Genomic DNA, 19,337 nt, shown 5'->3' with positions numbered 1-19,337 from the left:
CCTCCCTTCTTATTATGTGCGTGCAGCACTAGGCCGCACACCCAAATAAGTTGTTATTATTTTCTTTTACGTTTACGTACGATAAGTTTATCTGATGATTTTTTACCGCGACGAGTTTTCTTACCAAGCGTAGGTTTACCCCATGGTGACATTGGTGATGGCATACCGATTGGAGCACGACCTTCACCACCGCCGTGAGGGTGATCGTTAGGGTTCATTACAGAACCACGAACTGTTGGACGGATACCTTTCCAACGTGAACGTCCGGCTTTACCAACGTTAACAAGTTCATGTTGAATGTTACCAACTTGACCTACTGTAGCACGGCAAGTTGAAAGAATCATACGAACTTCACCTGAGCGAAGTCTTACTAATACGTATTTACCTTCTTTACCAAGTACTTGTGCACTTGCACCTGCTGAACGAGCGATTTGTCCACCGCGGCCAGGTTTTAATTCGATATTGTGGATAGTTGTACCCACTGGGATATTTGCTAATGGTAAAGCGTTACCTACTTTAATGTCAGCTTCTTCACCATTTTCGATTGTTTGTCCTACAACCAAACCTTTTGGAGCGATGATGTAGCGTTTTTCACCATCTGCATATACTAACAATGCAATGTTAGCTGAACGGTTTGGATCATATTGGATAGAATCAACTTTTGCTGGGATTCCATCTTTGTTACGTTTGAAATCAATAACACGGTATTGACGTTTGTGTCCGCCGCCATGATGGCGTACTGTCAATTTTCCTTGGTTGTTGCGTCCCGCTCTTTTCGGTAGCGGTTGTAATAATGACTTTTCTGGAGTCGTTTTAGTGATTTCAGCGAAATCCAATGAAGTCATATTACGACGACCATTTGTAATTGGCTTATAATGTTTAAGAGCCATTGTCGTTTACCTCCTTATTGGTAATTTTATTTTTTATTAGTTGAATAGATCGATTGATCCTTCTTTTAAAGTTACGATCGCTTTGCGTCGTTTGTTTGTATAGCCTTGGTAACGGCCCATACGTTTTTTCTTAGGTTTATAGTTGATGATGTTAACGTTAGCTACTTTAACATCGAAGATTTCTTCAACTGCAATTTTGACTTGTGTTTTGTTCGCACGAGTATCTACATCAAAAGTGTATTTGTCTTCAGCCATTGCTTCTGAAGATTTTTCTGTGATTACGGGGCGCTTAAGAACGTCTCTTGCTTCCATTATCCGAGCACCTCCTCAACTTTTTTAGCAGCTGCTTCTGTAATTAATACACTGTCAGCGCTAGTGATGTCTAATACGTTTAATCCAGTTACAGTTGTGATTTGAACACCAGGGATGTTACGTGCTGATAATTCAACATTTACATCTTCTGATTCAGTTACAACTAAAACTTTCTTAGGTAATTCTAAGTTTGATAAAACTTTAGTGAATTCTTTTGTTTTTGGAGCTTCGAAACCGAAAGCATCAACAATTTTGAATTCATTTTCTTGTACTTTGAAAGATAATGCAGAACGTAATGCTAAACGACGCATTTTCTTAGGCATTTTGTATGCATAGCTTCTTGGAGTCGGTCCGAATACGATACCGCCGCCACGCCATTGCGGAGCACGGATAGTACCTTGACGCGCACGTCCTGTACCTTTTTGTCTCCATGGTTTGCGTCCACCGCCGCGTACTGCTGAACGATTCTTAACAGAATGAGTACCTTGGCGTAATGAAGCACGTTGTAAGTTAATTGCTTCGAAAAGAACATCTTTGTTTGGTTCAATAGCGAATACAGCATCGCTTAATTCAACTGAACCTGCTTTTGATCCGTCTACTTTTAATACATCATAATTTGCCATTATGCATTTTCCTCCTTTCGTTAATTAATTATTTATTACCTTTTTTAATTGAAGTTTTGATTTCTACTAATCCTTTTTTAGGACCAGGCACATTACCTTTAACTAAGATAACGTTGTTTTCAGCGTCGATTTGTACAACTTCTAAGTTTTGTACAGTCACTGTGTTGCCGCCCATACGACCAGGCATTTTGTGACCTTTAAATACTTTAGATGCGTCAGACGCCATACCTACTGAACCAGGTGCTCTGTGGAAATGAGAACCGTGAGCCATTGGTCCGCGACCATGTCCATGACGTTTAATGTTACCTTGGAAACCTTTACCTTTAGATACTCCAGTTACGTCAATGATGTCGCCAGCTTCAAATGTATCTACTGAGACTTCTTGACCTACTTCGTATTCATCAACATTGATGTTTCTGAATTCACGAATGAAGCGCTTAGGTGCTGTGTCAGCTTTTTTAGCGTGACCTTCAGCTGGTTTGTTCGCATATTTATTAGACTTGCTGTCTTTTTTGTATGCTTGTTTGTCTTCAAAACCTACTTGGATAGCGTTGTAACCGTCTACCTCTTCAGTTTTCTTTTGTAATACTACGTTTTGTCCTGCTTCTACTACAGTTACTGGGATTAAGTCTCCGTTTTCACCGAATACTTGTGTCATCCCGATTTTTCTTCCTAAGATTCCTTTGGTCATCGAAAGTCCACCTCCTATGATTTTCTATTATAATTTAATTTCGATGTCTACACCTGATGGTAAGTTTAAGCCCATAAGAGCGTCAACAGTTTTTGGTGTAGGGTTTACAATGTCGATTAAACGCTTGTGAGTACGTTGTTCGAATTGTTCACGAGAATCTTTGTACTTATGCACCGCACGGATGATAGTGTAAATTGATTTTTCAGTTGGTAATGGAATTGGTCCAGAAACTTCTGCACCAGAACGTTTTGCTGTTTCAACAATTTTCTCAGCTGATTGATCAATTACTCTGTGATCATAAGCTTTTAATCTGATTCTGATTTTTTGTTTTGCCATAATTTTCCCTCCTTATTTCGTCTACATTTAGTGATAGACTTCTCCACGAAAACTATCTCACACAACGCCATGGCAAAGCGGCCGGGTGTGTCAGTAACCTTTCGCTTCATCGCGTATTCAAAGTCCAACATTAGATATGTTACACGAATCGTCGCTCAGTTGCAACCATTTACTGTAACTTTTTTATGAAAGACTTTTTTCTCTAACACATACCAGTATATTTTACTTCAAATGTCTTCTTACTTCAACCCGTATATAGAAATTTTTCACTAAGTCCTCAAATTTTTTCTAATGCCTCTTATCCTATATAATAGTAAACGATAGGTGGTGAAGAAAAATGAAACACAGTATCAGACTTTCATTAATCATTTTAAGTATCATACTCTTGCTTTCTGAATTAGTATACGGTATTCCGTTCTTAGGCGGATCCATTATATTATCATTTGGATGGCAGCCTTTGATTATTAATGCTTTCTTCTATTTATTAATCGTCGTTACTCTGCTTGTCGATAGTCAAAATTCTATTCGTCCAATGGTCATTATTCCATTACTCGGTATCGCTGGGTCATTTATTGCGATTATCCCGTTTGTCGGTATGATTGCACACTGGATTTTATTCTTCTTAATGCTTTTCTTCCTATTAGTAGTAATGAGTACTCCAATCTATGTCGCAAACCGAAGTGCCAGAGCTGTTTATGATGAACATGGCAGAAGAATCAAATAGATGAAAAATCACCGGCTTAACGCCGGTTTTTTCATGCCTTGCAATATTCTATACTTTATCCTTGCTATCGTTTATTATTTTTCTAAAGAGATATAAATAGTATATGACCACTAAATGGAGGGATAGTTATGAAAAATATTGGATTTATTTCTGGAAGTTTGAGAGAAGCTTCATATAACAAGGCAATTATTAATTCCATGTTAGAAGCTGCACCAGAGGATTGGAATACTTACATTATTGATTATAAAGACTTGCCTGTTTATAACTTTGATATTGAAGGTGAAAATGAACCTGAAGCAGTCACAGCATTCAGAGAGAAAATTAGAGAAAGCGACGGCGTCATTATCGTAAGCCCTGAATACAACTCTGGTATTCCCGGCGGTTTGAAAAATGCGATTGATTGGGCATCACGTTCTAGAACACCTGACGAAAAGTCTCCATTAATATGGAAACCTTTCGCTGTAGCTGGAGGTTCACCAGGTTCTATCGGTACTGCGCTCGGCCAAATGCAAATCAGACAATCATTGCTTGCTATGAATGCACATGTTATGACGGGTCCTAAGTTTATAGTCGGAAAAGTACATGAAAAAGTGAACACAGATACAATGCGCTTAGAAGATGAACGTACATTAAAACGTGTTCCTTCCTTCTTAAAGGCTTTTGATACTTGGGTAGATCATTTCAAAAATTAATAAGCGGTAAAACTACTTTATATTAATTTTTTCGTTTGTTTTCAACAATCTACTGCTGGGTATATTTCCATTAGCACGTATAAAAAGTATAGGTGGTGGAATTGTTGGATATACTCATTGCACTGTTGCCTGCATTATTTTGGGGCAGTGTTGTACTGATTAACGTCTTTATCGGTGGCGGTCCCTATAACCAAATCCGAGGTACGACACTGGGTGCGTTAATCGTAGGTATTATCGTATTGTTCACAGGTAATACTTCCTTTAACCCTATTGTTATTTTCGTAGGTATTGTATCTGGTGCCTTTTGGGCATTAGGTCAGGGTAATCAATTAAGATCCGTACAGATTATCGGTGTTTCAAGAACTATGCCTATTTCAACCGGAATGCAATTAGTCGGAACTACTTTGTTCAGTGCCATCTTCCTTGGTGAGTGGAGCACAGGTACACAAGTTGTTTTAGGGCTTATTGCTATGGTGCTGTTAGTAGGCGGTATCGCATTAACATCATTGAAAGCAAAGCACGAAGCAGCGGATAATTCTGGTTCAATCGCTAAAGCATTCCCTATTCTCTTAATTTCTACATTAGGGTATGTCGTTTATGTTGTGATTGCCCAAATTTTTAATGTCAACGGTCTGCAAGCGCTATTCTTCCAATCTATCGGAATGGCAATCGGAGGTTTCTTGCTATCAATGAAACACGAAACTTCTGTGAAGTATACATTATGGAATATCATTCCAGGTGTAGTTTGGGCGATAGGTAATTTATTCCTATTCTATTCACAACCAAAAGTCGGAGTTGCGACCAGCTTCTCCTTCTCACAATTACTCGTTATTGTTTCTACACTCGGCGGAATATTCCTATTGAAAGAGAAGAAAGACAAACGTCAAATGATCGGTATATGGTCTGGTATAGCTTTGATCATTATCGCATCTATTATTCTAGGTCAGCTTAAAGCCTAATCATAATATAGATATAAAGGAGCGCTTTAATATGTATCAAGATTTAGAAAGTAAAGTAGTAATTATCACAGGCAGCGGCAGCGGAATCGGAAAAGCTTACGCTGAAGCATTCGGTAAAGCCAAAGCAAAAGTTGTTTTAAACTATCGTTCATCAAAACATGAACAAGAACTTAAAGAAATGATAAAAGAAATCGAAAACAACGGCGGAAAAGCAATAGCTGTACAAGGTGATGTAGCAGTAGAAGAAGATGTAATTAACCTAGTCAATCAAGCAGTCGAACAATTCGGCACTTTAGATATTATGATTAATAACGCTGGTTTTGAAAAACCGATTCCATCACACGAAATGTCAGTAGATGAGTTCAAAAAAGTCATCGACATTAACTTAACAGGTGCTTTCATCGGTTCAAGAGAAGCCGTGAAATACTTCCTTAAAGAAGATAAAAAAGGTGTTATTTTAAATACTTCAAGTGTTCATGATACCATTCCTTGGCCATATTACGTGAACTATGCAGCAAGTAAAGGCGGCCTTAAGAAAATGATGGAAACGATGTCTATGGAATATGCACAATACGGTATCCGTATTAATAATATTTCACCAGGTGCCATCGTAACTGAACACACGAAAGAGAAATTCTCAGACCCTGAAACACGTGAAGAAACATTAGCAATGATTCCAGCAAAAGAAATCGGCAATACTGATCAAGTCGCAAACGTTGCCCTCTTCTTAGCTTCAGATGTTTCAAGCTATGTTCATGGTACAACAATATATGTTGACGGCGGTATGACAAACTACCCTGCTTTCATGGGCGGTAAAGGTTAATAGCAAATCAACCATTAAGGCACTTGTCTGTTCCAGGCAAGTGCTTTTTGCATGCATAAAAAAAGCAAGCCCATCAAATGAGCTTGCCGCAAAAGGTTTTATCCATGTACAAAGACAAAGTATAAAATGAATAAGACCATTAAAATGTACATAATAGGATGTACTTCTTTATGACGTTTCGTCATTAACATTGTAATAGGATAGAAGATGAAACCGCATGCTATCCCTGTCGCAATAGAATAAGATAAAGGCATCATGATAATTGTGATAAATGCAGGTACTGCAAGTTCGAATTTCTTCCAATCGATTTCAGATAAGTTGCCGGCCATCAGCACACCTACCACAATCAATGCCGGTGCTGTCACAGCACTTGTTACAACTGCCATCAATGGACTGAAGAACAATGCGAGTAAGAAACATATACCTGTCACAATACTAGCAAAACCAGTTCTTGCCCCTACTGCTACACCTGAAGTCGATTCGATATAAGAAGTCGTTGTTGTTGTACCGAAAATAGAACCTACAATTGTCGCAATCGAATCTGAGAATAACGCACGTCCTGCACGCGGTAATTTATTATCTTTCATAATTCCTGCTTGTGATGCTACAGCAACTAATGTACCTGCTGTATCAAAGAAGTCGATGAATAAGAATGTCAGAATTACAATTAAAAATTGAACTGTAAATAACTGACTCGGATCTTTAAATGCTTCAAAGGCTGCACCGAATGTCGGCGCAATACTCGGTACTTTACCTACAACCGCATGTGGCATTTGAATCAACCCTGTAATCAAACCGCCGACAGACGTCAAAATCATACCGATAAAGATCGCACCTGGTATTTTCTTAGCATACAATACTACCGTAACTATAATACCAAAGACAGCTAACAGTACTTTGCCGTCTGTAATATGTCCAAGTGTTACAAGTGTAGAATCATTATTGATAATAATACCTGCACCTTGCAGTCCGACAAAGGTAATAAATAAACCAATACCTGCTGTCACTGCCATCTTCATCTCATAAGGAATCGCATTGATAATGGTTTCCCGGAGTCCGGTTACTGTCAGTATTGCGAAGAAGATACCAGAACAAAGTACGCCGGATAAACCGATTTGCCAAGGAATTCCCATCGTTAATACTACTGTGAAGGCGAAGAAGGCATTAAGCCCCATACCCGGTGCTAATGCAATCGGATATCTGGCAATCAATCCCATGAACAAAGAACCGACAAAAGCAGCTAACGCTGTAGCCACAAAGACAGCACCTTGATCCATTTTCATATCGTCAGGAATACCCTTAACACCTGCTAAACTTAAAATCTGCGGGTTAACAGCTAATATGTAAGCCATAGATAAGAAAGTTGTTAATCCACCTAAAATCTCTCTGCGATAATTCGTTTGATACTTATCAAATTGGAAATATTTTTTCACTTTGCATTCTCCTTAAATGAAATACCTTAATATTCTAATCCCTATATTAAAAAAAGACAATGCGGTTTTAACTAAAATGCATACATTTTATAGAGAAAATTAAAACACACACTTATGTTTGCCTTCTAACGCACTATTTTTAAATATGGCTCGTTAAAATTCATAGTTTCATAAGTGTGTGTGATTTAATTACAGTTTCAAATTCTTCAATGCATCTTGGAATGGATTATTATCTATTTCTTCTTTACCCATATATTTCTTCATTTCACGTTTTGAAACTTTTCCTTTGCCTTTGTTTTTATGTCTTTGATCCATTTGTTCTTGTGTTTCTGAATGACCGCATACACAGCGGTACGTTGCTTTCTTGCCTTTGCCGAACAACGTCATTTTCTTATGACAGTTTGGACAGCGGGCATTGGTTTTGCGCTGTACATTTTTCTTCGTTTTGCATGCTGGATCCTGACATACGAGCATTTGTCCGTTTTTCGTTTTCACTTTAATCATGAATTTACCGCATGTCGGACATTCTGTAGTTGTTAAATTATCATGCTTGTATTTTTGTTCGCTTTGTTTGATTTCATCTACGATAGATTGCGTGAATTGTTTCATCTCTTTGATAAATTGTCTTGAGTCGTATTTACCCTTTTCAATTTGTGTCAGTTTCTCTTCCCATTCTGCAGTTAATAGCGGTGATGTCAGTGCCTTTGGTGCCAATTCTAAAATCTGGCGTCCTTTTGAAGTCACTCTGATGTGGCCGTCTCTTGCTTCAATCGCATTCATATTAAAGAGTTTATCAATAATATCTGCACGTGTTGCTACCGTTCCGATACCGCCTGTTTGTTTTAACGTATTGGAATGTTTCTTATCTTTTAAATCAAAGAATTTTTGAGGGTTCTCCATCGCTTTTAACAATGTACCTTCATTAAAGTATGCAGGCGGTTGTGTTTCATGTGTTTGAATTTGAAAGCGCGAAACTGAAGCGCGTTGACCTTTTTCAAATGCAATACGTTCAGACTGTGCACTCTGTTCATTGCGCAGCTGCTTGAAACCGAGTTGTTTTGCGACTTTATCTTGCAGTTCAAATGTTTTATTGCCGACTTTAGCAACTACTTTTACCGCTTCAAATTCATATGGCGGCAGCAGGTTCTCAACAAATCGTTCTGCAATCATTAAATACAGCTTTTGTTCACGCTGACTTAAATCGTTCATATTCGGTCTGATTTCTGTAGGTATAATCGCATGGTGGTCAGATACTTTCTGATTATTGACGATACCCATTTTCGGACTGAACGTCTTATTGACCAACGGACGTACTGCATCTTTATACTCTGTCGCAAGCAATGCTTGAAGGCGCTCTTTGAAAGTCTCTACCATATCATCTGTTAAATAATTCGAATCCGTTCTTGGATACGTCACTAATTTATGACGTTCATACAAATTCTGCAGCGTATTTAATGTTTCTTTCGCACCCATGCGGTAACGCTGATACGCTTCTTGCTGCAAGTCAGTCAAACTGAACAATTTTGCCGGATACTGTTTCTTATGTTTTGAAGAGACCGATACAATCTCTGCTGTCTCCTCTTTCAGTTTGTCGACAAGTTGTTCCAATTGCTGCTTGTCATGAATACGGCGCTGGCTTTCCAATTTGAATACTTGGCCGTCAATAGTTGCTTCTAATGTGTAATATTCAGAAGGTCTGAAATGCTTGATTTCGTCTTGTCTCATTTGTACAAGCTGAATCGTCGGTGTTTGTACACGCCCTAAAGAAAGCTGCGCATCATATTTAGTCGTTAATGCACGTGTCGCATTAATCCCTACAATCCAATCCGCTTCACTGCGTGCTAAAGCCGCACGATACAGCGGCAAGTATGTTCTGCCGTCTTTTAATTGTTTAAAGCCGTTGCGGATTGCTTTAGCTGTAATCGAACTGATCCAAAGTCTTTTTATCGGTTTCTTATTATGCACTTTATCTAAAATCAAGCGTGCGACTAATTCCCCTTCTCGTCCGGCATCTGTCGCAATAATAATATCTTTGACATTCTCTTTTAACATTAACGCTTTTACAGTATTAAACTGCTTTTTCGTTTTAGGAATCACGATAGTCTTCATGTGTTTAGGAATAATCGGCAATTCCTGCAAATTCCACGTTTTATATTTCGCATCGTATTGTTCCGGTGTCGCATTCGTTACTAAATGACCAAGTGCCCAAGTCACGATATAGTCTTGGCTCTCGAAATAACCATTGCGCTTTTGATTTACATTCAACGCACCGGCAATATCACGTGCAACAGATGGTTTCTCTGCTAGAATTAATGATTTCATATTTACTGTCCTTTCCAAAAAATCGTATATCTATTGTAACACGATTTATTGTCCTTGTTTCCCCACCTTTCCTTTTATCTCACCTCAAAACACAGTATAATAAAGGCAAAGCTGCTGTTTATCAGACAACCAAGGAGGTTCTTATGAAAGCAATTCAGATAGATTCTGCTCAAGACATCCAAAGCTTTATCCACCAAGCCGATACGTCCATGTGTTCGTATATTTACAAGCTGCATCAAAAGAATGTTGCTTTATCGCAAAGTATTGACGCATTAAAACATGATACAGGTGTATATGCCTTAGTTAATGATGCTGATGAGATACAAATGCTGATGGGCGGTTTTTCTTATGATACACAACACTTTAAAATGGTCGGACCTTTTCTCGCTCCAAATTATCAACTCGATGCTCAAGCATTCAAACAGTTATTCGAAACATTGGCCGACGCACAACCAAAAGGTGCACATTTCAACTTTTCATTCGATGTAACAAGCGACTATAAAAGTTCATTGATGAAAGCAATTGATGCACATTATACGTTTACGGATTACTACCTTTCAACTGATCATACGATTGAAACAAGTAATGAAGCACAAAGGCATATTATTCCTTATCACAAAGCCTTTTTCACACATTTCGAACCGTTGCATCATAAAATCTTCAGACGTGAAGCGATGACAGCTTCTGAAATCGTCAATACTATTGATGAGAATAATCAATTGTTCTTCTTCGTTTCTGAAGGCATCTTAAAAGGTTACCTTTATTTGCAAATCAAACCTGATAAACAATCAGCAGAAATCAAATACTTCTCGTCGCATACGGATTACCGCAACGAAGGTATTGCTTTCAACTTGTTAAGTTACGCAATCAACTATGCTTTTAAACGAGATACTATCCGAAAAGTTTATTTCAAAATCCGCAGTAAAAACGATCGCTTAGTGGATCGTTTCAGTGAACTCGGTTTTGACATCCGTTCTGAACGCAAAAAATTCAAATACATTAAAGACTAAAACAAGTTTGCTGAGAGGTGACCCCTTTCAGCAAACTTTTTATTTTCATTTTATTTGCTGATGTTTTATTCTATTTCTAACAAAGGGGAAGTTTAGTATAGAAAGGAAAGAAAACTAAATGGATTTACTTATTGCATTGCTTCCTGCACTCTTTTGGGGCAGCGTTGTCCTGATTAACGTACTTGTTGGAGGCGGACCTTATAATCAAATCCGAGGCACGACACTCGGCGCTTTGATTGTAGGTATTTTATTGCTCCTCACAGGGCATGCCAGCTTTGAACCGAAAGTCGTCATTGTCGGCTTGATTTCCGGTGCATTTTGGGCGCTTGGCCAAGGCTATCAATTACGTTCGGTTCAGTTGATCGGCGTTTCTAAAACAATGCCGATTTCAACAGGTATGCAGTTAGTCGGAACTACACTCTTCAGTGCTGTCTTCTTAGGTGAATGGAGTACAAGTACTCAAGTCATGTTAGGTATTTTTGCTATGATTCTCTTAGTAGCCGGTATTGCATTAACATCGCTGAAAGCGAAACATGAAACTTCAGAAGGTTCTAAATCTCTAGGCAGAGCGATTCCAATCTTGCTGATTTCTACGATAGGCTATGTCGTTTATGTAGTCATCGCACAAATCTTTGGCGTCAATGGTTTAGACGCATTGTTCTTCCAATCAATCGGTATGGCTATCGGCGGATTTTTATTATCTGTCAATCACCAAACTTCAAAACGCTATACCATCCGAAATATTATACCCGGTGTAGTATGGGCTATCGGTAACTTGTTCTTATTCTTTTCACAACCGAAAGTCGGCGTTGCGACAAGTTTCTCATTCTCGCAATTATTAGTCATCGTCTCTACACTCGGCGGTATCTTCTTATTGAAAGAACGTAAAGACAAACGCCAATTAGTCGGAATCGGATTAGGCATCGTCTTAATCGTTGCGGCTGCCTTTGTACTTGGAGGATTGAAAGCTTAATAAGTTTCGATGAGCAAGCATTCAAATGAATATACGTCAGCATCAAGCTTTAATATATGTATTAAAGAAGGGATGGTATAACAGCTGCACCAGTTGTTATACCATCCCTTTCTCTTATACAAAGAACATTTGATAAAAATAAAGAATAAAAATACTGATAATAATAGTCATATTGGTCGTCATACCTATCAAAGGCAACGTTCGATATCTCAATTGAATCGAATATGGAATGACAGCTACACCAATCGGCAAGAGCCAAATTACCATTAATGTTGTTTTAATCATTTGATCTGATACAGGCAGGAAGAAATAGACTAACAGACCTGCAACCAAACCAAAACCATAGTGTATAGTTAAATACTTCAATGCGACGGGCAAGAATTTGCGTTCTACTCTGAAGTTGAGCATTAGACCAAGTAAAATCATGGATAACGGCATGTTGGCTTGAGATACCACATCAAAGAATCGAATCATAGCATCCGGCAAATGAATCTTGCTCATATTTAAGCCGAACATAATCAAATACGTCATGAGCGGAATAGAACGTACCAAATTCAGTAATAGGAACTTCACATTGAAAGTATTACCTTCTGCATTACTGAAATAGTTGCCTACAAAATAAGTCACACCAAACATAATGATGGCACCGCCGATATCTGCCATACCAAAATAAATCATACCGACTTTTGGCCAGATGGCTTGTACTAAAGGATAAGCAAATAATCCTATGTTTAACGATGCCATCATCATACCGATAGTACCGCGCATTTCATTATCATATTTTAAGAAGAAGCTGATTGCGATAATTTTTGCGATTATACCATAAATAATCATCATTAATGGCAGTACTGATAATGAGATATCTAAATCAGCTTTATTCAGATTGACGATGACTAACGCAGGTAATGTAACATTTAGGACTAGCTTGGCTAAGACTTGACTGTCTTCTTCTTTTAATATATTAATTCTTTTTAATACATAGCCGAGTATAATCAACAAGACTATGATTACGAATTTGCCTGTCATAAGTCATCCTTCTTTCTCTTTTTATTTAAATTTCAAACGTCGACTGACAAATGTCATTTTTCTTCAATTACATCTATAAAGTTTCCATGCTATACTATTACTATTGATAATAAAAATCAATAAGGTGGTGTTTCTATTGAATTTGGAAAGTCAATTAGCAGAATTAAAACAAGATTACGTACGCTTGCAAGATGATTTGGAAAAGCGCGAATCTACTGGTCAAGAAGTCGACCCGCTGATTAAACAGCTTGAACAAATTGAACAAGAAATCGCACACGTACGTTCGCAAATAAATCAACAATAGTGCTTTGCACCTTTGATATGCTGAGGCATCCATCAATGTGTGCCCAGAAAGGAAGTTCGCATGATGCAACTGTATATGTTATTATTACCCGTTTTATACCTGTTCGTAAGTTACATCAGTATCTATAAGATGCGCTCTGTTTTCAGCAGTATCTTGCGTATGGTAATGGGTGTTTTGCTGATACTTGTCGCAGCGATGACAAGTTTAACTGTCCCTCCTGCAGCATGGTGGGAATTTGCGGTCATTGTAATGCTTGTCGGCAACGTGGAAATTACAGCCTTCAAGTATACAAAAGGTGATAAAAAAGGTGTATCTATCTTAAATATGATGACCCTTTTCATTTTTGTAATCAGTGTTATTCTAACATTTATCGTTTATTAATAAAGAAAATCCCCTTGACGCTCTTTTTACGGCGTTGAGGGGATTCTCTTTATATTTAATTAACGTGCAACTTTATGTCCTTTTTTATACACTGTCTTCTCGCCTTGCAGCACTTTGATATCTTCTAATGGATTATGGTCTAGTACAATGAAGTCTGCTAATTTGCCTTCCTCTATTGAACCTGTATCCTCACTGATATTCAATAACTCTGCTGCATTGATCGTTGCGGCTTGCAGTGTCTGCAAGTTCGTAGCGCCGGTACGTGTCATCAACTCCATTTCGAAAGTAGAGTGCGTATCAAAGTTATTCATTGCAGTACCTGAATCTGTACCTAAGGCAAGTTTCACACCTGCTTTAGCTGCTTTTCCGATACTTTCAAAATGTGCCGCTTCAATTTCTAATGATTTCTTAACCATGAAATCCGGCAAAATCTCTTGATGCTGATTAATCGCATACGGTGCAATCAATGTCGGAACAATAAATGTATGATGCTCCAAGCATAATTGAATCGCTTCATCATCTAAATATACTGCGTGTTCAATCGAATCCACACCTGCTAATACAGCATTTTTAATGCCTTCTGTACCTTGCGCATGTGCACAAGCGGTTCTGCCTTTATGATGTGCTTCAATTACCGCAGCTTCCATTTCTTCTTTTGACATTTGAACATCATGCGGTGTTTCGCCGCTGAAAGAAACTCCTCCGGTCGCCATCAATTTCAGATTATCTGCGCCCTTTTTCAATAATTTTCTCGCATATTTACGAACTTCATCCACACCATCTACTTCATAACTGCCTTCGCTGAAGTGGCCGCCTGTCATTGTTAATGGACTCCCTGAAGCAACAATGCCTGGTGCAGTGAACTCGCCTTGCTTTTCAAGTTCAGATAATTTCAAGTCAACATCATAAATAGAACCCACATCTCTGATATACGTTACCCCGTCGTTTAAGAGTGCTTTTAAATTCTTTAATGCTGAATACGTTGCTGTGACTGCATCATTTTCTGGAGAACCTAATTGAGAGACTTTCCCTTCAGGATCAGCAACGATATGTGTATGCGCATTGATAAGTCCAGGTACAACGTATTTGCCTTTTAAGTCTATTGTTTCATCCACTGCTTCTGATGGGCTGATAAATCTGCCGCTGTTGGTATCCAGCGCAAATTGTGCGTCTTGTTCCATCGTTTCTCCATTGAATACATGTGCATGTGTAAAAAGTACTTTAGTCACTTTAAATCTACCCTTTCTCTATAGTAATTTTAAGAATATCGATGCGATAATAATCGATGCGACTGATACTGTCGCAAAGCCGCCTACAAGCATCTTAGGCATCATATAATCCAATAAATAAGCACGCTGCTTTTGATCATGAGTTAAGTTATTGACCACTTCTTTCGTTAAGATGTAGTCAGCAGGAAAACCGAATAGTGCAGTAAGCGAAGTCGCAAACGCCATATCTTTGCTGAGCTTTAAAGGTTTGGCTAATAAGAATGAAGCTAAATACATACCCATAATACCTAACACAATCAATACTAAAATTTGAATCATAATACCGCTTAACACTTTAGGTGTGGTCATGCTTAACTGTGAAAATACAAATGCCAGCAAGCCATACATCAGCCAATTAAATACTTTTGCCTTGTTGAGAATTTGTTTTTCTAAGAAGCCGAGCTGATGAAAGATCACGCCGAGTACTAATGCAATCACATTACCATTCACTGCTTTATTAGTAAGTTTCTCAAGTAACACAGCCAAGACTGCTACCACAGCTACTTTTGCAAGCAAGAATGCAGGTGTCTGCAATTTCTCGCTCTTAAATAATGACGGCTGCTTATCTTCACGCTCAAATGTGTCAGATTGTGTCTCCTGTTGTACAGCTGAATGCATATCTGCTTCTTTTAATAACCGTTTCCCTTCTCTCTTTAACACCACTGATGTTAAAGGATAACCGATAATACTGTGAGTAATATACATAGCAACCGGAATGGCTACTAAAGCCGTTAACCCTTCTGCCTTCAAACCATCTGACATCAATGCGACTGAAATCACACCGCCGGTTAATGGCGGAACTGCAGCCACAACAGTATGCCAATCAAATATCAATGTCCCGATAGTTAATGTCAACACCATTGTTCCAAGAGTACCTGACAGTGCGATAACGACAGCTTTCCACTGTGCCAATAATTGTTTTAAATCCATCATTGTTCCTAAATGCACCAATAATAAAGGAATTGCGATTGTCACAAACTCTGTCCCAAATGAGGCATGACTTACCATATCCTTAGGCAAAAATGTCCAAAAGCCGATGGTAAATAAAGCGGCAGTGATAAATACAGAAGGTATGTATGCCTTTGAAAAATTAGACCCCCACTCCCCGATAAAAATAAATACCATTACTACTAAAAACGCGATCAATAACTCCATATGTTACCTCCGTTTCCTTTCTATTTATATTTAAACAATTATAGAACCTTTATAGAGATATGTGAAGATAACATTCAAATTTTTCAGAATTTTTTGAGTTAATTAATCCTTTTCATGTACATCTACTCGAATTCATAAGAAAACGCACACCCTGTTTGAATCTAACAGAATGTGCGCTGCTATTATTCTGCGACTTTCGTCAGCAGTTTATTTAGTGTTTATTTTTATCTTTTGATTGAAACATGCCTGCTAATTTAGCTTTCATTGTAAATAAAATTTCATAAATCACAGGTACTACAATCAGAGTAAGTAATGTTGATGAAACCAATCCGCCGATTACCGTTGCGGCTAGACCTTTTGAAATCAAGATAGAACTATCTTGACCAAACAACATCGGTGCTAAGGCTCCGATTGTCGCAAGTGCTGTCATTAAGATTGGACGAATTCTCGTTCCGCCCGCTTCAAGCAATGCCTCTTTCATCGACATACCGCTATGCTCATTATTGATAACACGGTCGATCAATACAATCGCATTCGTCACAACAATACCTATCAGCATCAGTACCCCGATCATACTAGGTACAGATAATGTCTCGCCGGTTAATACCAGTGCGACGACTACGCCGATTACAATGTATGGTAATGAGAAGAGAATCGTAAACGGTGCTAAACCGCCTTTGAATGTCAATACTAGGACTAAGTACACAATGATGACCGCCGCAAGCATCGCTAAACTTAATTGCGTAATGGCTCTATCAATATCATCAGATGCACCGCCGGAATTGATTTTCACATTCGCAGGTTTATCGATTTTATCCACTTTATCCATCACTTTTTGTGAAATACCGCCGACGTCTTTACCGCTGATTGTTCCTGTAACTGTTGTGGTATAATCGCCGTCTTCTTTAATTAACTTGCTTGGTGTCTGTGTTGCTTTTAAAGTTGCGATTTCATTTAATTTAACTTTTTCGCCTGTTGGTGTCGGAATTTCTAAGTTGTTCAGTTTTTCTTTGGTCCAGTTGGTTTGTTTTTCTTGTTCTACTTTCACGTCGACTTTATGACCCTTTTCATTAATCGTCGTGATTGTTTTCTCTGGAATGTTTTGATTTAGACCCATCGCAAGCTGTCCTGCAGATAAGCCTTTTTTTGTTGCTTCGTTTTTATCTACATCTACAGTGTATTGCTGATAAACTTCTGTTAAATCTGATTTAACGTTGACTAAACCAGATGTCGCTTTCATTTCTTTTTCAATCGCTTTGACTGTTTTTTCCATAGCTTTTGATGAAGGACCGGAGACTTTGACTTCCATTGAGTTGTTTCCGCCGCCAGTACCCATGTCTAAGTATTTCCATTCGCCTTCTTGTTTAAAGCCTGCGATATGTTTTAATACTTTATCTGGTTCTTGATCGAAGTTTTGCGTATCTTTATCGTATTCAATCATCACTGCCATGTTATTCGTACTGCCTGTCGGGTCAATCGGTGAAGGACCGCCGAGCGAGTATTGTACGATTTTCACTTTATCTTTACTATTAAGATATTTTTGTACTTGTTCCGCATTTTTAAGGACTTGTGCTTTCGTTTCGCCCGGTTGCGGTGTATAAGTTAAAGCCATAAACTTGTCTTCCCCAGTCGAAATGAAGCTTGTGCCGATTTTTGCAGCACCTAAAAAGATACTGCCGACTAGTATTAATGTCGTTAATAATAAGACAATCCATTTATGATTTAACGACCATTTCAAGACATGCTTGTAACCTCTGCCTACTGCACCTAACGAACGTTTTTGTTTAGATTTAATACCTTTTTTGAAGAATGATGATGCTAATGCCGGCACAATAGTAATAGAAACCAGCAAGGATGCTAATAAACTAAAGGTAATCGCAAGCGCGAACGGCCTGAACATCTCGCCTACTGAACCTGATACAAATACCAGCGGCAAGAAAACAACAATCGTTACTAAAGTGGACGACATAATCGGTTTGAAGACTTCTGCCGTTGCACTGATAACTAAACTATTGCCTTTTTCGCGTTCATTCGGATCTGACATCCGTCTGTATATATTTTCAATAACAACAATGGAATCATCAATCACACGTCCGATAGCGACGGTTAATGCGCCAAGTGTCAAAATATTTAACGAAACATCAGAAAGTTTCAATGCAACCATCGCAATTAATAATGACATTGGAATTGAAACGATAGAAATAGCTGTTGTTCTGATATTGCGCAAGAATAATAAAATGATAATGATAGCCACAATTGTACCGAGAATTGCTTTTTCTAACATTGTATAGATAGAATCTTCAATCGGTTTTGCTGTATCCATGACTTTCGTATACGAAATGTCTTTGTTATCTTTTGCGAACGCTTTGATTTTATCAATAGTATCTTTTTTAACTTGTACTGTGTTCGCATCTTGTGCTTTTACAATTTGAACATCGACTGCATCTTCACCGTTGGTTCTTGAAATCGATTCACGTTCTTGCCCGATCTTCACATCCGCAATATCTGATAGTTTCACCATCTCATTGCTTTGCGGACCTTGGCTGCTGCTTGGCATGCTGCCTGACATCGCACTGCTTTCTGAACCTTCATCACCTGCTTGTCCTTGGCTGCCTTGTGCAGCACTGACCGGAATCACAAAATTCTTCAAGGCATCCGCTGATTTAAACTCTCCGTTAACCACAATCGATTTTTCTGTTTTACCGAATTGGAATAGACCCAGCGGCGTTTTGCCGGATGCATTTTTAATGTAGTCTTCTACTCCGCTTGCACTCATACCGCGTTCTTGAAGTTCTCGCTGCTTGAATTTAATCGTTGCTTGTCGTGCTGTTTGACCATTTAACTGAACATTTTGCACACCTTCTACCGTTTCTAATTTCGGTATCAGCTGAGATTCAATTGCTTTGGTTGCTTTTTCTAAATCACCATGTTTCTCAGAGAATGAAAAGACAACGACAGGGAATGCATTCATACTATTGCGTGTTAATTCTGGTTCTTGTGCATTCTCAGTAAGTTTAAGCTTATCAATTTCTTTCTTTAATGCTTCTTCTGCTTTATCCATGTCTGTCCCGTCATCATAACTGACTTGTACCATCGACACATTCTCTAAAGATTGTGTCTTAACGGTTTTGACATGCGCCATCCCTCTGACTTGGTTATCTATTTTATCACTGATATCTTCTTGTACTGTTTCAGGTGTTGCTCCTGGTAATACAGTATTGACAGATATCATCGGTTCTTCTACATCAGGCAGTAATTCAAGCCTCATTTTCACACTGGAATAGACACCGCCGAGGATGACTAAAATTACCATTAATAAGACTGCGAATTTATTGCCTAAAGAGAACTTCAGCAAACGATTAATCATGCGTATATCCCCCTATTTTCTACTTACTTTAAATGTAACACAACCAGT

19 protein-coding genes are annotated in these 19,337 nt (G+C 38.4%); 8 read left to right on the top strand and 11 right to left on the bottom strand.

Going from position 1 to position 19,337, the window contains the following annotated elements; translation table 11 throughout:
* Positions 1 to 56 precede the first annotated feature (56 nt).
* The 5 genes from rplB to rpsJ are packed head-to-tail and all read right to left on the bottom strand — an operon-like array spanning position 57 to position 2,852.
* Positions 57 to 890 (bottom strand): 50S ribosomal protein L2, encoded by an 834-nt coding sequence (rplB, locus tag DVJ99_RS01355; protein WP_105993316.1) that lies wholly within the window; start codon positions 888 to 890, stop codon positions 57 to 59.
* Positions 891 to 926: 36 nt separating this feature from the next.
* On the bottom strand, positions 927 to 1,202 hold the full coding sequence (gene rplW / locus DVJ99_RS01350; protein WP_011275127.1) for a 50S ribosomal protein L23: 276 nt from the start codon (positions 1,200 to 1,202) through the stop codon (positions 927 to 929).
* On the bottom strand, positions 1,202 to 1,825 hold the full coding sequence (rplD, locus tag DVJ99_RS01345) for a 50S ribosomal protein L4 (RefSeq protein ID WP_114602862.1): 624 nt from the start codon (positions 1,823 to 1,825) through the stop codon (positions 1,202 to 1,204). Before rplD ends, rplW begins: the two co-directional genes overlap by 1 nt.
* Before the next feature lie 28 nt (positions 1,826 to 1,853).
* Positions 1,854 to 2,516 carry a 50S ribosomal protein L3 gene (rplC, locus tag DVJ99_RS01340; RefSeq protein WP_114602861.1) on the bottom strand — a complete coding sequence of 221 codons (663 nt, stop codon included), beginning with the start codon at positions 2,514 to 2,516 and terminating at the stop codon, positions 1,854 to 1,856.
* A 27-nt stretch (positions 2,517 to 2,543) separates the two neighbouring features.
* The gene (gene rpsJ, locus DVJ99_RS01335; protein ID WP_002479572.1) at positions 2,544 to 2,852 is read right to left on the bottom strand and encodes a 30S ribosomal protein S10; all 309 of its coding nucleotides are present in this window, start codon (positions 2,850 to 2,852) and stop codon (positions 2,544 to 2,546) included.
* A gap of 337 nt (positions 2,853 to 3,189) precedes the next feature.
* On the opposite strand from rpsJ, the gene DVJ99_RS01330 reads away from it, so the two are divergent.
* The 4 genes from DVJ99_RS01330 (at position 3,190) to DVJ99_RS01315 (ending at position 6,050) form a co-directional block, all read left to right on the top strand.
* Entirely contained in the window at positions 3,190 to 3,576 is a 387-nt protein-coding gene (locus DVJ99_RS01330; RefSeq protein WP_114602860.1) for a hypothetical protein, read from the top strand.
* A 128-nt stretch (positions 3,577 to 3,704) separates the two neighbouring features.
* The gene (locus DVJ99_RS01325) at positions 3,705 to 4,268 is read left to right on the top strand and encodes an NADPH-dependent FMN reductase (protein WP_114602859.1); all 564 of its coding nucleotides are present in this window, start codon (positions 3,705 to 3,707) and stop codon (positions 4,266 to 4,268) included.
* Between the two features lie 95 nt (positions 4,269 to 4,363).
* Positions 4,364 to 5,227: a GRP family sugar transporter gene (locus DVJ99_RS01320; RefSeq protein WP_240430799.1), complete on the top strand. Its 864-nt coding sequence runs from the start codon at positions 4,364 to 4,366 to the stop codon at positions 5,225 to 5,227.
* Positions 5,228 to 5,258: 31 nt separating this feature from the next.
* Entirely contained in the window at positions 5,259 to 6,050 is a 792-nt protein-coding gene (locus tag DVJ99_RS01315) for a glucose 1-dehydrogenase (protein WP_114602857.1), read from the top strand.
* A gap of 98 nt (positions 6,051 to 6,148) precedes the next feature.
* Here DVJ99_RS01315 and DVJ99_RS01310 read toward each other — a convergent pair whose 3' ends face one another.
* Both DVJ99_RS01310 and DVJ99_RS01305 read right to left on the bottom strand, forming a co-directional pair.
* Positions 6,149 to 7,483 (bottom strand): NCS2 family permease, encoded by a 1,335-nt coding sequence (locus DVJ99_RS01310; protein WP_105993310.1) that lies wholly within the window; start codon positions 7,481 to 7,483, stop codon positions 6,149 to 6,151.
* Between the two features lie 189 nt (positions 7,484 to 7,672).
* A complete protein-coding gene (locus DVJ99_RS01305; RefSeq protein WP_114602856.1) occupies positions 7,673 to 9,805 on the bottom strand; it encodes a DNA topoisomerase III in 2,133 nt (710 codons plus the stop codon).
* 143 nt (positions 9,806 to 9,948) lie between these two features.
* On the opposite strand from DVJ99_RS01305, the gene DVJ99_RS01300 reads away from it, so the two are divergent.
* Together DVJ99_RS01300 and DVJ99_RS01295 are read left to right on the top strand one after the other, a co-directional pair.
* Entirely contained in the window at positions 9,949 to 10,815 is an 867-nt protein-coding gene (locus DVJ99_RS01300; protein WP_114602855.1) for a GNAT family N-acetyltransferase, read from the top strand.
* A gap of 118 nt (positions 10,816 to 10,933) precedes the next feature.
* Positions 10,934 to 11,788 carry a GRP family sugar transporter gene (locus tag DVJ99_RS01295; RefSeq protein WP_114602854.1) on the top strand — a complete coding sequence of 285 codons (855 nt, stop codon included), beginning with the start codon at positions 10,934 to 10,936 and terminating at the stop codon, positions 11,786 to 11,788.
* Positions 11,789 to 11,902: 114 nt separating this feature from the next.
* Here the strand turns inward: DVJ99_RS01295 and DVJ99_RS01290 are convergent, their stop codons facing one another.
* A complete protein-coding gene (locus DVJ99_RS01290) occupies positions 11,903 to 12,814 on the bottom strand; it encodes an AEC family transporter (protein ID WP_114602853.1) in 912 nt (303 codons plus the stop codon).
* Between the two features lie 136 nt (positions 12,815 to 12,950).
* Here DVJ99_RS01290 and DVJ99_RS13060 point away from each other — a divergent pair, with 136 nt between their 5' ends.
* A complete protein-coding gene (locus DVJ99_RS13060; RefSeq protein ID WP_162912119.1) occupies positions 12,951 to 13,118 on the top strand; it encodes an SE1832 family protein in 168 nt (55 codons plus the stop codon).
* Positions 13,119 to 13,181: 63 nt separating this feature from the next.
* Complete coding sequence (mspA, locus tag DVJ99_RS01285) at positions 13,182 to 13,499, top strand: membrane stabilizing protein MspA (RefSeq protein ID WP_114602852.1); 318 nt, start codon at positions 13,182 to 13,184, stop codon at positions 13,497 to 13,499.
* A gap of 59 nt (positions 13,500 to 13,558) precedes the next feature.
* On the opposite strand, the gene DVJ99_RS01280 is transcribed toward mspA, so the two are convergent.
* From DVJ99_RS01280 to DVJ99_RS01270, 3 genes are all read right to left on the bottom strand, one after another.
* Positions 13,559 to 14,728, bottom strand: a complete 1,170-nt coding sequence (locus DVJ99_RS01280; RefSeq protein WP_114602851.1) for a metal-dependent hydrolase family protein — start codon at positions 14,726 to 14,728, stop codon at positions 13,559 to 13,561.
* Positions 14,729 to 14,746: 18 nt separating this feature from the next.
* Positions 14,747 to 15,922, bottom strand: a complete 1,176-nt coding sequence (locus DVJ99_RS01275; protein WP_114602850.1) for a hypothetical protein — start codon at positions 15,920 to 15,922, stop codon at positions 14,747 to 14,749.
* A gap of 211 nt (positions 15,923 to 16,133) precedes the next feature.
* Positions 16,134 to 19,289, bottom strand: a complete 3,156-nt coding sequence (locus tag DVJ99_RS01270) for an efflux RND transporter permease subunit (protein ID WP_114602849.1) — start codon at positions 19,287 to 19,289, stop codon at positions 16,134 to 16,136.
* Positions 19,290 to 19,337 lie beyond the last annotated feature (48 nt).

The organism is Staphylococcus sp. EZ-P03 (genome assembly GCF_003344575.1).
In the GTDB taxonomy this organism is placed as follows: domain Bacteria; phylum Bacillota; class Bacilli; order Staphylococcales; family Staphylococcaceae; genus Staphylococcus; species Staphylococcus simulans_B.
The sequence above is the reverse complement of the archived record's forward strand: the minus strand, read 5'-3'. Positions and strand labels throughout refer to the sequence as shown.